18 protein-coding genes are annotated in these 18,316 nt (G+C 42.3%); 14 read left to right on the top strand and 4 right to left on the bottom strand.

Annotation, left to right across the window (positions count from 1 at the left end):
* The first annotated feature begins 19 nt into the window (after nucleotides 1–19).
* The 5 genes from AC0VYE_RS19330 (at nucleotide 20) to AC0VYE_RS19310 (ending at nucleotide 5,786) form a co-directional block, all read left to right on the top strand.
* Nucleotides 20–595, top strand: coding sequence for a TetR/AcrR family transcriptional regulator (locus AC0VYE_RS19330; RefSeq protein WP_475442608.1), 576 nt, complete (start codon nucleotides 20–22; stop codon nucleotides 593–595).
* Between the two features lie 196 nt (nucleotides 596–791).
* Nucleotides 792–1,832 (top strand): NADH:flavin oxidoreductase, encoded by a 1,041-nt coding sequence (locus tag AC0VYE_RS19325; RefSeq protein ID WP_475442607.1) that lies wholly within the window; start codon nucleotides 792–794, stop codon nucleotides 1,830–1,832.
* A 215-nt stretch (nucleotides 1,833–2,047) separates the two neighbouring features.
* The gene (locus AC0VYE_RS19320) at nucleotides 2,048–3,130 is read left to right on the top strand and encodes an endospore germination permease (protein ID WP_475442606.1); all 1,083 of its coding nucleotides are present in this window, start codon (nucleotides 2,048–2,050) and stop codon (nucleotides 3,128–3,130) included.
* The gene (locus tag AC0VYE_RS19315) at nucleotides 3,127–4,605 is read left to right on the top strand and encodes a spore germination protein (RefSeq protein WP_475442605.1); all 1,479 of its coding nucleotides are present in this window, start codon (nucleotides 3,127–3,129) and stop codon (nucleotides 4,603–4,605) included. The genes AC0VYE_RS19320 and AC0VYE_RS19315 overlap by 4 nt, the downstream gene beginning before the upstream one ends.
* A 5-nt stretch (nucleotides 4,606–4,610) precedes the next feature.
* Complete coding sequence (locus AC0VYE_RS19310; RefSeq protein ID WP_083681469.1) at nucleotides 4,611–5,786, top strand: Ger(x)C family spore germination protein; 1,176 nt, start codon at nucleotides 4,611–4,613, stop codon at nucleotides 5,784–5,786.
* Between the two features lie 17 nt (nucleotides 5,787–5,803).
* Here the strand turns inward: AC0VYE_RS19310 and AC0VYE_RS19305 are convergent, their stop codons facing one another.
* Nucleotides 5,804–6,577 carry an IclR family transcriptional regulator gene (locus tag AC0VYE_RS19305; protein ID WP_475442604.1) on the bottom strand — a complete coding sequence of 258 codons (774 nt, stop codon included), beginning with the start codon at nucleotides 6,575–6,577 and terminating at the stop codon, nucleotides 5,804–5,806.
* Nucleotides 6,578–6,865: 288 nt separating this feature from the next.
* On the opposite strand from AC0VYE_RS19305, the gene AC0VYE_RS19300 reads away from it, so the two are divergent.
* From AC0VYE_RS19300 to AC0VYE_RS19275, 6 genes are all read left to right on the top strand, one after another.
* Nucleotides 6,866–7,966: an alpha/beta hydrolase gene (locus tag AC0VYE_RS19300; protein ID WP_475442603.1), complete on the top strand. Its 1,101-nt coding sequence runs from the start codon at nucleotides 6,866–6,868 to the stop codon at nucleotides 7,964–7,966.
* 180 nt (nucleotides 7,967–8,146) lie between these two features.
* Nucleotides 8,147–8,524, top strand: coding sequence for a hypothetical protein (locus AC0VYE_RS19295; protein ID WP_475442602.1), 378 nt, complete (start codon nucleotides 8,147–8,149; stop codon nucleotides 8,522–8,524).
* Nucleotides 8,521–9,861 (top strand): right-handed parallel beta-helix repeat-containing protein, encoded by a 1,341-nt coding sequence (locus AC0VYE_RS19290; RefSeq protein WP_475442601.1) that lies wholly within the window; start codon nucleotides 8,521–8,523, stop codon nucleotides 9,859–9,861. Before AC0VYE_RS19295 ends, AC0VYE_RS19290 begins: the two co-directional genes overlap by 4 nt.
* Nucleotides 9,858–10,427 carry a nitrous oxide reductase accessory protein NosL gene (locus tag AC0VYE_RS19285; protein WP_475442600.1) on the top strand — a complete coding sequence of 190 codons (570 nt, stop codon included), beginning with the start codon at nucleotides 9,858–9,860 and terminating at the stop codon, nucleotides 10,425–10,427. Before AC0VYE_RS19290 ends, AC0VYE_RS19285 begins: the two co-directional genes overlap by 4 nt.
* Nucleotides 10,424–11,245 carry an ABC transporter permease gene (locus AC0VYE_RS19280; protein ID WP_475442599.1) on the top strand — a complete coding sequence of 274 codons (822 nt, stop codon included), beginning with the start codon at nucleotides 10,424–10,426 and terminating at the stop codon, nucleotides 11,243–11,245. Before AC0VYE_RS19285 ends, AC0VYE_RS19280 begins: the two co-directional genes overlap by 4 nt.
* On the top strand, nucleotides 11,238–11,975 hold the full coding sequence (locus AC0VYE_RS19275; RefSeq protein WP_475442598.1) for an ABC transporter ATP-binding protein: 738 nt from the start codon (nucleotides 11,238–11,240) through the stop codon (nucleotides 11,973–11,975). Before AC0VYE_RS19280 ends, AC0VYE_RS19275 begins: the two co-directional genes overlap by 8 nt.
* A gap of 66 nt (nucleotides 11,976–12,041) precedes the next feature.
* Here the strand turns inward: AC0VYE_RS19275 and AC0VYE_RS19270 are convergent, their stop codons facing one another.
* Together AC0VYE_RS19270 and AC0VYE_RS19265 are read right to left on the bottom strand one after the other, a co-directional pair.
* The gene (locus AC0VYE_RS19270) at nucleotides 12,042–12,533 is read right to left on the bottom strand and encodes a FixH family protein (RefSeq protein WP_475442597.1); all 492 of its coding nucleotides are present in this window, start codon (nucleotides 12,531–12,533) and stop codon (nucleotides 12,042–12,044) included.
* Nucleotides 12,534–12,552: 19 nt separating this feature from the next.
* On the bottom strand, nucleotides 12,553–13,968 hold the full coding sequence (locus AC0VYE_RS19265; RefSeq protein WP_475442596.1) for a PepSY-associated TM helix domain-containing protein: 1,416 nt from the start codon (nucleotides 13,966–13,968) through the stop codon (nucleotides 12,553–12,555).
* Between the two features lie 253 nt (nucleotides 13,969–14,221).
* Between AC0VYE_RS19265 and AC0VYE_RS19260 the strand changes: the two genes are divergently transcribed.
* The gene (locus AC0VYE_RS19260) at nucleotides 14,222–15,280 is read left to right on the top strand and encodes an LLM class flavin-dependent oxidoreductase (RefSeq protein WP_441875148.1); all 1,059 of its coding nucleotides are present in this window, start codon (nucleotides 14,222–14,224) and stop codon (nucleotides 15,278–15,280) included.
* A gap of 15 nt (nucleotides 15,281–15,295) precedes the next feature.
* Nucleotides 15,296–15,862, top strand: coding sequence for an NADPH-dependent FMN reductase (locus AC0VYE_RS19255; protein WP_475442595.1), 567 nt, complete (start codon nucleotides 15,296–15,298; stop codon nucleotides 15,860–15,862).
* Between the two features lie 76 nt (nucleotides 15,863–15,938).
* On the opposite strand, the gene AC0VYE_RS19250 is transcribed toward AC0VYE_RS19255, so the two are convergent.
* On the bottom strand, nucleotides 15,939–16,286 hold the full coding sequence (locus tag AC0VYE_RS19250) for a winged helix-turn-helix transcriptional regulator (RefSeq protein WP_475442594.1): 348 nt from the start codon (nucleotides 16,284–16,286) through the stop codon (nucleotides 15,939–15,941).
* Between the two features lie 325 nt (nucleotides 16,287–16,611).
* On the opposite strand from AC0VYE_RS19250, the gene AC0VYE_RS19245 reads away from it, so the two are divergent.
* The gene (locus AC0VYE_RS19245) at nucleotides 16,612–18,267 is read left to right on the top strand and encodes a helix-turn-helix domain-containing protein (RefSeq protein ID WP_475442593.1); all 1,656 of its coding nucleotides are present in this window, start codon (nucleotides 16,612–16,614) and stop codon (nucleotides 18,265–18,267) included.
* Nucleotides 18,268–18,316: the final 49 nt, after the last annotated feature.

Below are 18,316 nucleotides of genomic sequence, written 5' to 3'. Positions count from 1 at the left end.
AACGTGGTAAGGTTAACTCATGAGCAGACCAAGAGAATTTGATGTCGATCGTGTTTTGCACCAGTCCATGGAAGTGTTCTGGTCCAAAGGGTTTAAGTCCACCTCTTATGAGGATCTAACCCGTATGACGGGAGTCAAGAAGCAAAGCTTATACTGTGTATTTCATGACAAGAGAGCCTTGTTCCTGAAGGCTTTAGCACATTATCGTGAACAGAGCATTTCGTTACTGAAAGAGCTGGAGGAGCAGAACATTTCTCCGCTGGAGAAGCTCGACTCATTACGCAGATCTCTTCTAAACGATGAAGCCATGTGCCGAGGATGCTTAATGGTGAATTCGTCTCTGGAGTTCGGAAAAGAGGACGAGCAGGTCACTCGCGAAATCGAGCTCATGTTCCTTGAAGCCGAACAGGTCCTAGAGAAAATCATGAGCAGCGGTCAGCAGCTGCAATTGATCACCTCCCGTTTTTCCAGCAAAGAGCTTGCAGCTTATTTGAACAACGCTATTTCAGGCGCTAGAATTTTAGAGAAATCAGGCGCAGCTCGGGAACAAATCGAGGCGGTCTTGCGTATATCTTTTGCAATGATTTTGCCTTGATTTTTTTTGCCAAGATTTTGACCGATGAGTCAAGAATATGAAATAAATTCAGATGATAAACAAACACTACAACCTTAAGGAGGTGGTGGGCAGGCAATTCCCTTTGGTTGAACATTCACATTTAAATCGCGATGATTGCTGCAGGCGACTGCCTGTTATATTACGTAACATTATAAAATTAATTTTGGAGGCTATTATGAACTATACTCAAACCGTAGAACCGCTGTTTAAACCTTTCAAGTTAGGAAATTTGGAATTAGCTAATCGGATCGTCATGGCACCGATGACCCGTCAATTTTCACCTAACGGCGTGCCAGGTGCAAATGTAGCTTCCTACTATCGTCACAGAGCAGAGAACGGTGTAGGACTGATTGTGACTGAAGGAACCATTATCAATCACCCAGATGCATCCAACCAGCAAAACATTCCCCATTTTTACGGCGAAGCAGCCTTAAATGGCTGGGCAAACGTGGTGACTGAGGTACATGAAGCAGGCGGAAAGATAATTCCGCAAATTTGGCATATGGGTGCACGCGGACATGTAGGCGATTATACGGAAGCTGAAATTGCTGAAATCGTCCAAGCGTTCGCACATTCAGCGCTGGAAGCCAAGCGGATTGGATTCGATGGCATTGAGCTGCACGGCGCGCATGGATATTTAATTGATCAATTCCTTTGGGAGAAGACTAACCCGCGCACGGATCGTTATGGCGGGGACATGCTGGCACGCACTACCTTTGCGGTAGAGGTTGTCAAAGCTTGTCGCTTGGCAGTCGGAGCAGAATTCCCCATCGTGCTGCGATTATCCCAATGGAAATCGAATGAATATACAGCAAAATTAGCAGAAACCCCGGAACTGCTGGAACAGTTCCTAGCCCCGCTCGTTGAAGCAGGCGTAGATATATTCCATTGTTCCACTCGCCGTTTCTGGGAGCCTGAATTCGAAGGCTCTGATCTTAATTTTGCCGGATGGGTCAAAAAGCTTACAGGCAAACCAACGATTACCGTTGGATCTGTTGGTCTTGATGGTGACTTCATTAGCCTTTTCCAAGAAGGAAAAGGTGCCGCTAACGTCGGGCTTGAAGGATTGATCCAAAGGCTCGAACGTGAAGAGTTCGACATGGTGGCTATTGGACGCGCACTACTGGTTGATCCGGCTTGGGCAGCCAAAATTCGAGACGGCCGGACAGACGAGCTGATTCCATTTACTTCAGAGGCATTAAAAACATTAAATTAAGTCAGGATATTAATCGCTCTGTCAGGTGGAAATAATAGGTGAGTAAGCATGCTGCACAATGCAGCATGCTTTTTTACATTTCATTTAAATCTTGTATACATATTATTGGTCTATTGATGTGAAATGGGATAAAGCTCCATCTCCATGCATAATTGGGCTCTTCGAGGGTAATTATACCAAATGAAATATTGTCCGGAAAATGGAGGTGAATAACAGTGGAAGTATCCTTTTCTAGACTACAAATCATTTTTTTATTGTTGTTATCACTCGGAATATCGAATCATGTACTAATCATTCCGCATCTGTTAAAAGCAGCGGGACGCGATGCCTGGATTAGTATTCTGCTCGCTTATGTTGGATTGATTGTTTGGAGCCTGATCTTATATTGGATTTTAAAATCGATGAGTACTTTATCGTTTCAAAGCTGGATTGAAGGCCGAATCGGAAAAATCGGTTTTAATGTCATTGGCGGAGGTTTCGCTCTATATTTAATCGTAGCCGGCATGATGATTGTTTTTGATACAACCAAAAACGTCAATATTTATTTCCTCCCGAGAACAGCGAGTGCTATCGTTATCCTCAGCTTTATTTTCTTGGCTTACTGCGCCGCTAGAGGGGGACTCAAAACCATCGTTTATATGTCTACAGTATTATTGCCTGTCGTTTGGATATTGGGAATCGGCGTAGCTATTATGACAAAGAACAGCAAAGATTACGGCATGCTGCAACCCATTTTAACTGAAGGAATAGGTCCAGACCTGAGAGGAATAGTGGTCGTTTTTGGCGGGAGCATAGACCTCATGGTGCTGCTTCTATTACAGCATAAATTGAAGAAACCTTTTAATTATAGCACCGTTTTTGTGCTGCTTACCTTATTAGTGGGATTGATCATGGGACCTACAATAGGATCGTTAGCTTCTTTTGGGCCGATCCAAGCTGAAAATTTTCGGTTTCCCGCTTTTGAGCAGTGGAGGCTGGTGATGATCGGAAGACATATTTCGCATGTAGACTTTTTTGCAGCTTTTCAATTAATGGCCGGAAGTATTGTGAGAACGGCCCTTATCATCTATTTTTTAGCTCAACTTATTGGACGTGGTTCTGAGAAATATTCAAAAACGATTATGATTTGCATAACAGTTGTCATTTCTATACCTTCGCTATTAATGATTAGTGATATTAGCATGCAGGCGTTCATTCAGCGCTACTTCTATACCTATTCACTTTGGTTTGGAGTAGCCATAACGGCGATACTCTTTATGATCACCTATATGCCACATCGAAGAGAGGAAGCCCAATGAATCAGTTGCTTGAGGAATCAAAGCTTTTTGTTGATTTGGAAACTAGCCTGCACAGTGGAAGCCTAAGAAAGAGCCAATTGATAGATGTATTCTCCAATTACTCAGATGTACAATTTCCCGCATTGCCGCAACTGGAGATGCAGGATAAGCTGACGGCATTTTATTGTGAAGGAATGGTCGATAAAACGGAGTTGAACATCTATTTCACCCGCATGTGCCAGTATATAAACGCCATGTTAAGCGGTACGGATGAAGTAGAGATTCAAGTGGACGAATTACCTTTATTCGCAATAAAAACGACAGCTGAAGATATGGTGTCTCATTTATTTTGCGGCAGCTTAATTATATATTGTGAAGGAGCAGTGGACTTTTGGGTTGTTCACATTTCTAAGATTCCACAGCGGTCGTTGCAGGAATCGAATACAGAAATTTCAATTAAGGGGCCCAAAGACGCCTTCACGGAAGATTTGTTTACGAATATCTCACTCATTCGGAAACGGATGCAAACGGGATTGCTGTTCAGTGAGCAGTTCTTCATTGGGAACATTAGCAAAACCGAAGTATCTTTGCTTTATCTTAGTCACAAAGCAAACCCTGAAATGATAGCCGAAGCACGTAAACGATTGAATAACATTGATTTGGAAAGTGTGGTAAGCAGTGGGCAGTTGGAGCAATGGTTATCGGATCGAACCTTCTCGCTGTTTCCATTAATTGATTATATTGGTCGTCCTGATTTTGTTATCGAAACACTTCTGCGGGGGAGATTTATCATTGTTGTAGACGGATCACCCATGGTACTGATCGGACCGAGCAACTTTTTTGAGTTATTAAAATCACCTGAGGATGTCCACTTCCCCTATTTTTATGTCATGTTTCAAAGAGCCCTTCGCATTATAGGGCTCATACTAAGTATTTTTTTACCTGGCTTCTGGATTGCCATTGCAACCGTAAATCTGGATCAAATCCCTTTTTCCTTATTATCAACAGTAGTCATATCTCGTGAAGGTGTTCCTATGCCTTCTTTCCTTGAAGCATTGCTGCTGTTATTTCAATTTGAATTGCTTAGAGAAGCGGGCGTTCGTCTGCCTAAAGCTGTTGGACAAACCATCGGAATCGTCGGCGGTTTAATTATTGGAGACTCTTTAATAAAGGCTGGACTTGCTTCACCGACATTGCTTGTTGTTATTGCAATTTCGGTGGTAGCTACATTTAGTTTGGTCAATCAGTCGCTGTCAGGAACAGTCAGCCTGCTCAGACTTTTTATTTTGCTAATTTCCTCTATGCTTGGCATTTACGGTTTCTTTCTGTGCATGTTTCTGATTCTGATCTATTTATGCAGGCTCGATTCGTTTGGGCTTTCCTATCTAGAACCGATATCCTCCTTGCGAATGAAAGACTGGTTATCTGCGTTGCTTGCTGATCCGTTCAGAAGGTCACGTTTCTCTTCGGCGATGTTAAACAAAAGGAAAAGGTGAGAGAAATGATGCGTAATTTTCGATTGACTTTTGTTCTGATAGTCCTCTCGCTATGTATCTCAGGCTGTGCTTCGGATGTTAAGGATATTGAGAAATTGAATTATGCATCGGCAATTGGCGTGGATTACAAGGATGGAAAATATCACGGTTATATCCAGTTTGTTGATTTTCAATCGATCGCTAAATCGACGGAAGGAAAGAAGCAAACAGCGAAAATTTGGGTGGGCGAGGGGGTAGGAAGCTCTTTTGAAGAGTCCTTCTTTGCTCTATATCAAACCGCGCAAGAACGAATTTATTGGGGGCATTTGACTTCTGTTATCGTGAGCGAAGCGGCTTTCAAAAGAGGATTTGGTGAAATCTACGATAGTATTGTTCGATATTATGAATTTCGTTTAACACCTTGGGTATTCGGGACAAGAGAATCGGTAAAGGATATTTTAAGCACAGGTGGTTTTCTAGGACAGTCTCCGCTGAGCACCATTCTCCATGAACCGGAAGGAATTTATGCTCAAAGCTCTACTATAAAACCGATTAAGCTCCACCGATTAATCGGAGAGATATATGAACCTGGCTATACTTCTTGTATTCCAGTGCTAGCTTTAAACAACAAGCAATGGAAGGAAAAAAACCAAGACGAGCCCAAACTGATGATTGATGGGGCTATATTTCTCAAAAACGAAGCTTATCAAAGCTATATCCCATTAAAAAAGCTGTCCGGACTGCGCTGGATGCAACAGGGTACAATTCGTGCAGGTGTATCTGTACCTAAAAATACGCAGGAAACCGTTCAAATTGTTGTTGAAAATCCTAAAACCAAGCTGAAGCTTGTAAGCGCGGAAGGAAAACCTAAATATAATATTGAGATAAAAGCGAAAGCTTATATTGTAAGCCAGACCAAGAACAGCTTTCTTGGGCTGCAGCAATTAACTGACGAGACGAAAAAAACGATCGATCAAGAAATTGTTGAGTTATTCCGTACAGGAAAAGAGATGAAGACAGATGTCTTAAATCTTGAACATGATTTATATCGACACCATTACCGTCAGTGGAAAGCCAACTCTCCGGCAGGGGAACTGCTGTTAAAAGAAAATCCAATTAATGGAGTCAAAATTGACTTGAATATTGTGCATTCGAGTTCTGAGAAGTATTCTGTTACAAACCATAAAGACCCTTCGAAATAATACAAAGCGATCTGTGTTTATTTCAAATAACCAAACTGCCGTGAAATTTCTTTAGCCGTTTTTAAGACTTTATTCGTATAGGAAATGATTCGATTTTCATCCATACGATGTATGGAGCTAATTAAAGTAAGTGCTGAAATAACCTGACCGTTCGAGTCTCGAATTGGAGATGAAATGGAAACTAAGTTTTCGTTGAATTCCCCAATTACGACGCAATAATCTTGTTTCCGAATACGTTTCAGTTCCTCTTTCAACAGGGAGGGGTCAGTAATTGTTTTTGAAGTAAACTTGCTAAGAGGTTGGTTCAACATTTTGTTCATATCAAGCTCATTTTGAAAAGCTAAAAGCATTTTTCCGGAACTCGTGCAATGAAGCGGATTTCTCCCTCCCACGAAAGAACCAATGTCTTCTTTACTTGAACCCTCTCTTTGATAAATATAAGCTACTTCATTTTCCTCCAATACAGCTATTCGGAGTGCTTCGGAGGTTTCTTGCGCGAGACGCTCAATGAAAGGGCTTGCTGCTTCAGCTAAGTCCTCAAAGGACATAACCATAACATGATATAACGATACGATGCGTTGGCCAAGTCTGTATTTATGAGAAACTGGATCTTGAAAAACAAAACCTTCGCTCAGCAAGGTAGACAGCAGGCGGCTGGTAGTGCTTTTACCTAGACCTAATTCTTTGGCCAGCTCCGTTAATCTTTTATCAGGTGTTTTCACAGTAAACAATTTTAATAATCGTAGTGCGTTTTTAACAGAAGAGAGCGTCTGAGGATTTGTATTCGGCACGAGTTGAAACCCCATTTTCCGGTTTATATTTTAATTTTATAATTCCGTATACAGGAACAATTACATTGTTTGCGTCGACTTTGCCTATTATTATACATACATAAGAGCTCTTATCCAATCACGTTTGTTGAAGGAGGAATAGTTGACAAGCGGAATATTTAAATTTTGCAATCAGACTCAATTAAGTTTTGATAACGCTTACATTTTTACGTGTGGAACGAACGTCTGAATGATCTGGTTGATAAAATTAAACAGATGTGTAAACAAGAAAAGGGAGCTGAACAAATCATGGTTATAGATGAAGAGTACAAAAAATTAGTTTCTTTGATGAAAGAACGAGTTGAGGTCAATAAGCATAAAGGGCTTGATATTGTCATTAAAAAAATTCCGGATTCCGATGTAGAAGGGGATTTGGACCCAAGGGTGATGAATGTTACTTTGGATATGCTGAAGGCGATGGCTTCCGGACCTAAGATGGATTTTCGTTCACTCGCTGCAGACAACATCGGTCAAATCAGAGCTATGATGGGATGGCCAAACGTAGATGTTACCGTTACCGAAATAGAAACGGAACATAAAACGATTGATGGCAAAGACGGTCCGATTCCAATCCGTATCTATTCGCCGCAAAAGAGCGGGCCTATGCCAGCAATTGTGTTTTTCCATGGTGGAGGCTTTATCGGAGGTTCTGTAGATAGTGTTGAAAACCCGTGCAAGTGTTTGGCAGAAAAAGCAGGGGCCGTTGTGGTGAACGTGGACTACCGCTTAGCGCCGGAGAATCCTTATCCTGCCGGACTTACCGATTGTTTTGATGCGGTCAAATGGGTATATGAGCATGCAGCTGAAATTAATGTCAACCCGGAACAAATCGGAGTGGCAGGCGACAGTGCAGGCGGGAATTTGTCAGCCGTGTGCTCTCTGATGGATAGGGATTTAGGAACCGGTATGATTAAATATCAGGCGCTGCTCTACCCTACGGTTAGCATGAGCGGCGTTGCTGCCGATGATTTTGAATGGAATATGGAAGAGTATACCGTTAAACATAACCACGAACTTATTCAGGGAATCATACGAGCATTAGGCAGTTCTACGGGGCTTGAGCACATTTATTTGGATGGAAATACTAAAGTAACCGATCCTTATGTATCACCGTTGTTAGCAGACGATTTGAGCGGTTTGCCAGCAACCCTTATTATTGAAGCGGAATATGATTATCTGAGATTGGAAGGCGAGGCTTATGCCAGAAAATTAATCAGATCAGGTGTCAAGACGAAGATGATCAGATACAACGGTGTAGACCATGCTTTTATGGACAAAATAGGGCTATATCCGCAAGCGGAAGATTGTATGAACGAAATTGCAAAAGGATTAAAAGAATTGTTTGCTTAACCAATGATGCTGTGACCTTGTGTAGAGGCTGTTTCAAAAGTAGAACTACTTACTTTTGAAGCAGCTTTTTTTGTTTTGTAAACAGATGATTATGCACTATAGATGACTCTTTCGAGTCATTTGGTTAAAAGTATACGTTGTTAGAATAAGAGAAGTACTTTTAGGAGAGTAGGTGAACCATTGCGAAAAATAATTATAGCAGCGGGGTTATTGTGTTTCATTCTAGTTTGCTTAGCAGCTTGCTCTGCTTCGGCTCCAGTGACAAACGACCCTGCAGCCATTGAGGTGGACTTGAGGACAGATCCTGACAAGCCATTATCAGGCTCGCCGATAGATCTTATGGCAGATTTCACGGGAGCTGAGCTTACCGATTCCTCAGGGATGACATTTGAAGTCCGCGTGAAAGAGGAGCCTGTGTTTATTGAGGCAAAAAAGAAAGGACAAAATGTATTTAGCGGCACGTACACATTTCCAGAGCCGGGTACATACGAGGTGTACATGCATCTGTATACTGACGATATCCATGTGACGAAAAAGAAGCAGGTAGAGGTGCAATGAGAGCAGCTGTACAGAAATTAATGTTTGGTTTAATTGTGGCAATGCTGCCTATTTTGATTGGGGCAAGCAGTGTAAAGGCTGAAGCAACGGCGAAATCGTTGCAGATGTTGATTAATGAGGCCCAGGCAGGCGATATTCTGCTGCTTTCTTCAGGAACATATGAAGGGCCCATAATTATTGATAAACCGTTACAACTGGCAGCAGAGTCTGGCGCAGAGGTTACGATTAAAAATACATCTGAAAAATCAGCCATACAAATAAAGGCTAATAACGTTTCGATCACTGGAATTCACATTTTGGATGAGACGATTAAGACAGACCCTACTATTTTAGTGCAAGCGAATGGCGTTTTACTGGATGGTTTGCAAATACACACCGGCTCCTTTGGTATCAAGATGAGGAAAGCAAATAACGGTGAAGTTCGAAACACAAGAATTGAATGGGTTGGCGTAGCTCAGAATCGTCCATTGAAACTATCTGACAAAGGAAATGGAATAGATCTGTATGAATCGAATGGAAATAACTTCAATGGAAATACGATTTCTTCTATGCACGATGGTATTTATATGGAGAACAGCGATGATAATGTAATCGAAAATAATCATTTTGAGCTGCTGCGCTATGGTGTGCATTGCATGTATACAAAAGGGACGGTCATTCGCAATAATTACGGCAATCTGAACATTACTGGAGCAATGATTATGGCTGTTCGCAATGTCGAGGTTTCTGGAAACCGATTCAATAAACAAAGTGAAAATGTTAATTCCCAAGGCATTTTATTGTTTGACGCACATGATACATCAATCATAGGCAATCATGTCGAGGGAAACCGCGTCGGGCTTTATGTAGAACAATCCACGCAAAACAAAATAGAAGACAATGATGTAATCGGTAATTTTATTGGGATACAGCTGCTTGATGCTGAAAATAATGTGATCACTAAAAATCAGTTTGTAGGTAATGTGGCAAGCGCAGAGGCAAAAAATAGTATTGGCAATGCGCTAGACGGTAACTACTGGGATTCCTTCCAAGGCATTGATACGGATGGCGATGGCAGAAGCGAAATAGCCTATGCATTAAATCCTTTTTTTCAAAGTCTTATTAAAGCGAAGCCAGGTTTTCAATTGTTTTTTCAGTCGCCAGGAATGATCTTTCTCGAAGATCTCTATCAGTCGGATAGACAGCTCTGGTCAACAGATTTTTCTCCGTTGATGCGGCCAAATGGGGAACTGAATGCTATATTACCGACCCAGACGCTGCTGCATTCTGCATTAGTCGGCGCTGGACTTTTGATTTTGGTGTTTTTTATCATTTATATGGGGGTAAGAAAAAGATGAAAACGGGACGATTAGGTGCAGCACTTTTTTTACTTGTTATTTTGATGCTGGCAAGCGCTTGTGGAGCCAAGGAATACAAGCCGCAAGCAATTAACGAAGAAACGGATAAATGCGTCATCTGCAATATGGCGGTAAAGGATGATCCTTACGCAACCCAAATCATCACGACGGACGGTCAGTCTTTAAAATTTGATGACATCGGATGTATGAATAAGTGGAAAGTTGAGAACGGAACCGAAACATTAGGTGCAGAGTTTGTTAGAGATCATAATAGCGGAGATTGGGTTAAATATGAGAAAGCTTATTATGCTTACGATGCTGCGTATATTACCCCGATGGCTTATGGCGTTATTGCCTTTGAGGATAAAGCTTCTGCGCAAGCTTACATCGATGAGCAAGGTATGGGACAGCTCCTTAGCTCGGATGAGCTTGCTCATCATAAATGGGAAGTTAACCGGGAAATGATGAATATGGAAGACATGGAGAAGCACAATGAAAGCATGCATTCCGATGGAAGCAAAGATGAGATGGACATGGGCCATGAAACGGAAGGTAACCCGTCGTGATTCAGACGATTTATTTTGCCATAAGGGAATTGAAGTTAGGGTTTCGCATTCCGTGGGCCTATTCGTTTATGGGTCTTTTTGCATTATTTATGCTCTGCTTGCTTTTAATTAACGCGCAAGGTTATGTTCAGGGCTATTCTGGCATTACCGGTACAACGCTTAATCTAGTCTTATATTTATTGCCATTGATGTCCTTGCTGCTCGGCTCGTTTTCTTTGACCGCAGAGAAGGAGGACGGGAGCTGGGAGTTATTATCGACATATCCTATCAGCACCCGGTCATTTATGCTCGGAAAATACTTAGGGCTTGCAGTTGTGCTGCTAGTCATCGTGTTTGTAGGTTTTGGCGCTGCGGGTCTTCTTGGTTTAGCTGCTGGATCAGGCTTTGGATTGCTGACATATGTGCAGCTGCTATCCTTTTCCGCCAGCATTGCTTTGTTTTTTCTTGCCATTGCTCTGCTCATAGGTACACTCGCGAAAAATCGCTGGCAAGCTTTAACGATTGGTGTAGCCATTTGGTTTTTTGCTATTATCGGCTGGCCGCCATTGCTTATTTCCGTCCTTGGCTTCATGCCATATCCCGTGATTAAGCCAGCAGTTACTGTACTCACTTTTGTTAATCCGGCAGAGCTTTCCAGGCTTTTTACAGTAGTGAAGCTTGGCGGGGGAGCCATATTAGGTCCGGAATATTATGAATGGATCAAATGGATCAAGCAGCCTGCGGGGAGTATAGGTTTCGCTTTTACAGCTGTTCTATGGATAGGATGCGTGATCACAGCTGCACAGTTCATTTGGGAGAGGAGGCGATCACGTGCCTGATCCTTTAGTGAAGCTTGAAGGCGTCAAGAAATCAATAAAGAAACAAGTCGTCATTAATGCGCTTGATTTGAACGTGGAACGAGGTCAAGTTTTGGCTTTGTGCGGAGGAAATGGCGCAGGCAAAAGTACGATTTTAAGAATGATCGCAGGTATATCACAGCCTGACAGCGGTATTATTGCTGTTCAAGGCTTGCGCTGGAAAGATGATCGCAAGCGTTATGCTGCGCTTATAGGTTACATGCCGGATGATTTTCGGTTTGGTACTGGATTAACGGCTTATGAAACACTTGCGTTTTGGGCATCGCTGCGAGGGGTACCAAAACATAGAGTACGGGAAGTACTGGAGGAAGTAGGCCTTGCGGATACTGGGAAAAAATCAGTATCCTCCTTCTCGAAAGGAATGCGACAACGTATATTGTTTGCACAGGCTTTATTGGCCAAGCCGCCCATTGTATTGATGGATGAGCCTACAAATGGTCTCGATCCTTACTGGATTGAAACCTTCGTACGTATGGTGAAAGAAATCGCAGCGAATGGCCAAACAGTTATTTTTTCAACCCATCAGCTTCATGTGGCAGAGGCGCTTGCAGACCGAATTGCTCTGTTAAGAGGCGGTCATATTGAGCTTGAAGGCTCTTCTGTACAGATTCGGGAGCAATTAGGCGCGAGAGGACTTCAGGATGCATTCGCAGAGTGGTTTGGATTAACGGGCACCCTTAACGGATTTTAATTATTCCCTCATACACAAAACAAATCCCCCGACCTGTTTAGGCGGGGGATTTGTTGCATCTATTCTTTAATGATGATGTCCGCTCTCCACAGGTGCAGGTTCACCAGAATGTTGTGCGCTCTCCAGCATTGCTAGCTTTTCAATCGCGTCCTTGCCAATCGCAAAGCGCTTGGCCGGCATAACCTGATCGTTTGCAAAATGAATGCGAGATTGGACAACATAAAGGCCTTCCTTGGCAATTGGATGCGTGACACTATATACGCCAGGCGACAATTGTTCTGCTTGTATGGTCACGGCGGAAGACTGGTCGTCTTCCTGCCAGATGATGAATTGTGCTTGATCTGCGTTTATCATCGGCTTACCGCTCTTAAGGACTTCTACGGAGAAATGGTTTGGTTTTTCAATTTCGAGGTTCTCAGGCAAAAGAAGATTAACGGTTAGATGAGGCGGTAGACCGCTCTCGTCAACTTCAGCAGATTTGGCAGTGCAGCTACATAACAATACGACAAGAAGAAGCGGCAATGCAGACTTATACAAACGGCGGATGGTTACATTCATAAGTACATTCTCCTTAAGCTTAGACCGAGAACCAGTGCCGTAGCGACTTTATTCTGCGGAGGATGAATAAATCGAGGATAAGAACTACAAGAATCGATAAGCCAACTAAGGGCATTAAAGCGCTGCAAGCCAACATGATGATCAGTACGCCAATCGTTATTTTTCTACTCTTTGGTTTGGCTGGAGCGCCAAGTTTGCCTTCAGGCTTACGCTTGCGCCAAATGACATAAGAGCTTATGGCTACCAGGATAAGTCCCATACAGGCAATTAATCCAAGCAGCTGATTGGCTAAGCCAAATAGGGTGCCTTCATGAAAAGCGATGCCATATGAAATCGCTTTGGCCATCATTCCATAATCTGCAAAGCGTACATCTGTCAGCACTGCTCCGCTATATTGATCGATGTGAAGCGTTGCATCCTTACCCGGTGTGGGATGTGATGTGGATACAGTAAAAACACCGCTCTCTCCCATAGGGATTGTAATCGTGTAGGGTTTCAGAACATGACGCTGTTCAGCAATAGCTTCCATTTCATTCATGCTTAAAGGTACATAACCGCCTAGTACAGAAGCAGGAACGGGTAAACTTTCTGCTGCCCAAGGCAAATCCTCGGCAATATCTTTGGCGACCGTAACGGATTCAGGTTTTGCGCCAAAGATGGAAGCGAAGGGAGGCGTATTCGTGTTCGTTGAATTAGCCAGCTTATCGATTTGTCCACCCATAATCCCAGACCATGGCAGTCCTCCAGCTATAATGACTAACAAAACGAGGGATATCCAAAATGCAGGAACCGCATGCAAATCTCTCCAGAAAATACGGCTTCCGGGTTTACTGAGCCTTGGAAGAATAGTTCCCCATATGGCAGATTTATTGCGTGGCCACCAAAGGAATAAACCGGTCAATATCATGATGATCGCCCAGCATGCTGCAAGCTCTACAAGCCGGTTGGCAAAGGTACCGCCTATAACTAGCTCGCTGTGCATTTTTTTGAAAAAAGCGGAAAATGTTTTGTCACTGTTCATCATGCCAAGTACATTACCAGTGTAATGATCCACGTACATCGTTGTGGAGGTTCCATTCCGGCTTACCGACATTTTGTAGCTTGATTTAGGATCATCGTCGAGCGTAATCGACGATACTATAGTACCTGGATAAGCTTTTGTTGTTTTCTCAATAATTCCTTCAGGCGGCATCTTGGTTGTTCCAACTTCACGAACAGTAAGCATATCTTTGTACAAATATCCCTCGATTTGCGGTTTGAATAAATAAACGGAACCGCTGAATGCTAAAACAATCAAGAAGGGTGCAAAAATAATGCCTGCGTAAAAATGCCATCTCCACACAGACTGATGAATGGCTTGGCGTATTCCTGTTGACGCACGTTTTTTCATCCCGGGTTCAGATGTGTTTAATTTTTCAACTGGCATATTGCTCATAAAACGTTACCCCGTTCCTGTAATAATAAAATCTCATTTATTATAACGTCATGAAGGATAACATCGGATGACTCAATAGAGCTATCATTTCAAATATTTCAAATCTAAAAAAGGTGTAAATATCACAATAGTATACTTTTAGATACCCTGTTCCTCGAAAGTACGTACTTCCATTACCTATTTAAAAGAGTAATAATAGGGTCATAACAAAAAGTAATTAACTTAAATTAAATAAGAGAGAGGTTGATATAGAGTGGAAAAATATCGTATTGATCAAAGCAAAGGAATAGAATTTGGGCTTTACTCGCTAGGGGATCATTTGCCCAACCCGCATACGGGTGAGCGGATCTCTGCACAGCAGCGCATTAAAGAAATCATTGAAGCGGCCAAATTATCTGAACAAGCAGGTCTTGATGTGTTCAGCGTTGGTGAAAGTCATCAGGAATACTTTGTATCCCAAGCCCATGCAGTTATTCTGAGCGCTATCGCTCAGGCAACAGATAAAATTAAAATATCAAGCTCAGCGTCGATTATAAGCACTTCCGATCCCGTTCGTGTTTATGAAGACTTTGCGACGATCGATTTGATATCGAGTGGACGAGCAGAAATTGTAGCTGGCAGGGCATCACGAATCGGATTGTTTCAATTGCTTGGGTATGATCTTCGTGATTATGAAGAGCTGTATGAAGAGAAATTCGAGCTGTTAAATGTAATCAATAATCAGGAGACTGTTACTTGGAATGGACAATTTCGCGCTCCTCTTAACGATGCGAAAATATTGCCACGGCCGTTAAACGGCTCTTTACCGATATGGCGTGCAGTAGGCGGATCGCCAGCAAGTGCGATAAAAGCTGGAATGGCAGGGGTGCCAATGATGCTGGCGACATTAGCGGGTCCGTCATCAAGCTTTAAATTATCAGTTGACGCCTACCGAAGAGCTGCTGAACAAAGTGGTTTTGACCCAGCAGCGCTGCCAGTTGCAACCACTAGCTTGTTTTATGTAGCGGAAACCTCACAACAAGCGATGAAGGAAGCTTACCCTCATGTTAACAAAGGTATGGAATTTTCTAACGGACGCGGTTTTCCGAAGCAGCATTTTGCTCAAGGTGCCGATACTCGCAATGCTTTGATGGTCGGAAGTCCTCAAGAAATTATTGAAAAAATACTATATCAATATGAGCTATTTGGTCACCAGCGTTTTCTCGCTCAAATCGAATTTGGCGGAGTATCATTTGAAAAAATCATGGAGATGATTGAAACCATTGGCACTGTTATTTTACCCGCAATAAAAAAATATACAGCAGCGAAATAATAGGAGGGATTCATTATGAAAATCGTTGGTTTGTCGGGATCAATCGTGGGCTCAAAAACAAGAACAGCAATGAATTACACTTTGGAATCGGTCAAAAAGCAATACCCTGATGCGGAAGTGACGTTAATTGATTTGGCCGATTATACGATTCAATTCAGCGATGGTCGTAATTACTTGGAATATGAAGGTGATACGGGCTACATTACGAAAACCATTATGGATGCAGATGCCATTATTATTGGGACACCCGTCTTTCAAGCTTCCATTCCAGCTACTTTAAAAAATATTTTTGATTTGCTGCCCGTTAATGCTTTTCGCGATAAAATTGTGAGTATGCTTGTAACAGCTGGGTCATCCAAGCACTATTTAATTGCAGAACAACAATTGAAGCCAATTTTAGCTTATATGAAAGCTCAAATCGTGCAAACCTATGTGTTTATTGAAGAGAAGGACTTTCAGAGGAAAGAAATTGTGAATGACGATGTTATCTTTCGAATTGAGCGTTTGGTGGAGGATACCGTTGTATTGACCGACACATTTACCAAGATTCGTGAACAGAAAGAAGAAAAGTACGATTTTTAAGACAGCTATTTGAAAACGTTGCAGTCCCGCTGTGCCATAGAGTAAAAAGATGAACTGCAGAGTTCATCTTTTTTACTTAAAGGCTAGTTTGATTCTTTTTTTGCATTTTATACAAGGTGTGCTTGGTACCCCATTCGTGCATTATATCCAGAACAGGTTCTATGCTCTTGCCGTATTCCGTTATGGAATATTCTACTTTTGGCGGTACTTGAGCATATACTTTTCGAGAGATGATGTCCTCTTCTTCGAGCTCACGCAGCTGTTGGGTTAACATTTTCTGCGTTATTCCAGGTAGATTACGTTTCAACTCGCTGAATCTGTTGGTGCCCGAATGCATAAGATGCAACAAAATGAGGGGTTTCCATTTGCCTACTAAAATACTAAGGGCATCATTTACATTACATAACTCGGGCTGCTTGTCCATTTTGTTTCGTTCCACCTTACAGTATTTTTATGTATACTATAGTACATATAAGCATGTACTTACTTTGATTGAGTTCATTATTCATATTAGCATCTTAAAGTGTGATTAGAAAGCCGTCATTGAAGTGTGCGCTTTTGCAGCCAAAATCCTCCATACGAATGGAGGTTATTTTGCGTTTATAATTAAGAGCATCTAGTTTCCAAACCGTAGTGTAAATGATATTATCCTAATGGTTGTACAATAAAATCAGGACTTTCAGTATCATCACATTTGTATGTTCTGAATACGCTGCAAGTGTTCACTTTTACTATTGGAGGCTTTATTTGTGAAAAAAAATGTTGACTCGGAGTGGGCAGAATCCCACTTTCCATTATATACGGCTGATAGTATTGATTCGATTTATAGTACGACGAATCGCCCAATGTATGAAATAAACGAGAGCTTAACGGTGCTGATTGCAATTGTCAGCGGCAAAGGCAGCCTTCGGATCAGGGATCAGCTCTACGAGCTGATGGAAGGCAGCGTTATCCTCGTACCAGCGAACACGGAGGCAGTACTAAGTGCAGATATGATGCATCCTCTTCATATGTACAAGCTTGCTATAAATACCCGTGAGCAGGCGAACTCTCAGTCAACAGGTACAATGATGAGAAAAAGTGAGGCAGCTTCCAATTCAAGCGTTCATTTTTTTCCAAATGAACCTGCGATTGCAGCATCTGTGGAGGAGCTATTTATTCACCGATTGCCAGGAAATGAAATCCGCCACGTACAGAATCAAATTGTGTTTCATCAAATTATTCTCCAATTGCTGGAGGGGCAAGAGGCTAAGTTTGCTTCAAGCGAAAAACCATCTATGGAACGCAGCATTGCTTATTTAGAGAGCCACTTTAGTGAAAAAATAACGCGTGAGCAATTAGCAGAAATTGCAGGTGTAAGTCGGTCTCACTACTCCATTCTCTTTAAACAGTTAACCGGGTTTTCGCCTAGCGATTACTTATCGCGCCTTCGTGTGCATCGTGCCAAGGAGCTATTGATTAGCGGTTCGGGCACGCTAAGGGAAATTGCTCTTAAGGTTGGCTACAAGGATGAATTTTATCTCAGCCGACGTTTTAAACAGGAAACAGGGGCAGCACCTTCGGTTTACAACCGAGGCACTTTCCAGAGAGTGGCTGTATTGCTGACACCTTATGCGAGCCATTTGCTCTTACTTGGTTTGGAGCCGGCGGTAATCATCTCAGACAGCAGTGAATATTTGAATACGTCCGGACTTCAATCACCTCAAACCATGATGTTTATAAACGCTTACTGTTCGGCAGAACAAGTGAAATCGTTATTGCTCGAAAACAACATTGAGCTGATTATTGCGGCAAATCAGCATTTGGATGAGTATGGGCTGAATGCAGAACAATTACGGGCAGTTGCGCCTATTGTGGAAATATCGTGGATGGAACTAGGCTGGAAAGAGCATCTTCGTCTTATCGCTCAAGTTATACAGAGAAGAGATCGAGCAGAGCAGTGGCTAACAGAGTATCAGAGAGAGGAACAGCACGCGCGTTCCTTGGTTCAGCAAAGCAGAGCCGCGCAAGAAATAATAACGATTCTCGTCATTAAGCCTGAACATTTGCTCGTTTATGGAGCGCGCAATGTCGGATGTGTGATTTATCAATCGCTCGGATTACAGCCTCCTGCACGGATTAAAGAGGATATGGAGAAGCTTGGCGATAAATTTCATTCCATTCCGATTAAGATATCGGAGCTTGCACAATATGCTGGGGATCGAATATTAGTTATTGTTTTTCCTGATGCGAAAGGATCAACTGCTCATTCAGATGTAATATTCAAATCTAATTATTGGAGTCAGCTTCCTGCCGTACAGCATGGTAATGTACATCTGCTCAGCCATGATGAATGGATTCCCTACAATCCCGTTTCAATTCGTTTGCAGCTTCAACGCGCTGTATCTTTATTCACAAGCAACTAATAGTCCAAGTTAATTTCCCAACAAAAAGGCATGGATCAGAGCATAATGC

This window comes from Pristimantibacillus sp. Z349TD_6 (assembly GCF_056173205.1).
The sequence above is the reverse complement of the archived record's forward strand: the minus strand, read 5'-3'. Positions and strand labels throughout refer to the sequence as shown.

Excerpts from the sequence above, each read along its gene's own strand:
- AC0VYE_RS19325 (WP_475442607.1), top strand. The coding sequence starts at position 792 with ATGAACTATACTCAAACCGTAGAACCGCTGTTTAAACCTTTCAAGTTA.
- AC0VYE_RS19255 (WP_475442595.1), top strand. The coding sequence starts at position 15,296 with ATGAAAATCGTTGGTTTGTCGGGATCAATCGTGGGCTCAAAAACAAGA.
- AC0VYE_RS19270 (WP_475442597.1), bottom strand. The coding sequence starts at position 12,533 with ATGAATGTAACCATCCGCCGTTTGTATAAGTCTGCATTGCCGCTTCTT.
- AC0VYE_RS19265 (WP_475442596.1), bottom strand. The coding sequence starts at position 13,968 with ATGAGCAATATGCCAGTTGAAAAATTAAACACATCTGAACCCGGGATG.
- AC0VYE_RS19290 (WP_475442601.1), top strand. The coding sequence starts at position 8,521 with ATGAGAGCAGCTGTACAGAAATTAATGTTTGGTTTAATTGTGGCAATG.
- AC0VYE_RS19310 (WP_083681469.1), top strand. The coding sequence starts at position 4,611 with ATGATGCGTAATTTTCGATTGACTTTTGTTCTGATAGTCCTCTCGCTA.
- AC0VYE_RS19315 (WP_475442605.1), top strand. The coding sequence starts at position 3,127 with ATGAATCAGTTGCTTGAGGAATCAAAGCTTTTTGTTGATTTGGAAACT.
- AC0VYE_RS19300 (WP_475442603.1), top strand. The coding sequence starts at position 6,866 with ATGGTTATAGATGAAGAGTACAAAAAATTAGTTTCTTTGATGAAAGAA.
- AC0VYE_RS19285 (WP_475442600.1), top strand. The coding sequence starts at position 9,858 with ATGAAAACGGGACGATTAGGTGCAGCACTTTTTTTACTTGTTATTTTG.
- AC0VYE_RS19330 (WP_475442608.1), top strand. The coding sequence starts at position 20 with ATGAGCAGACCAAGAGAATTTGATGTCGATCGTGTTTTGCACCAGTCC.
- AC0VYE_RS19250 (WP_475442594.1), bottom strand. The coding sequence starts at position 16,286 with ATGGACAAGCAGCCCGAGTTATGTAATGTAAATGATGCCCTTAGTATT.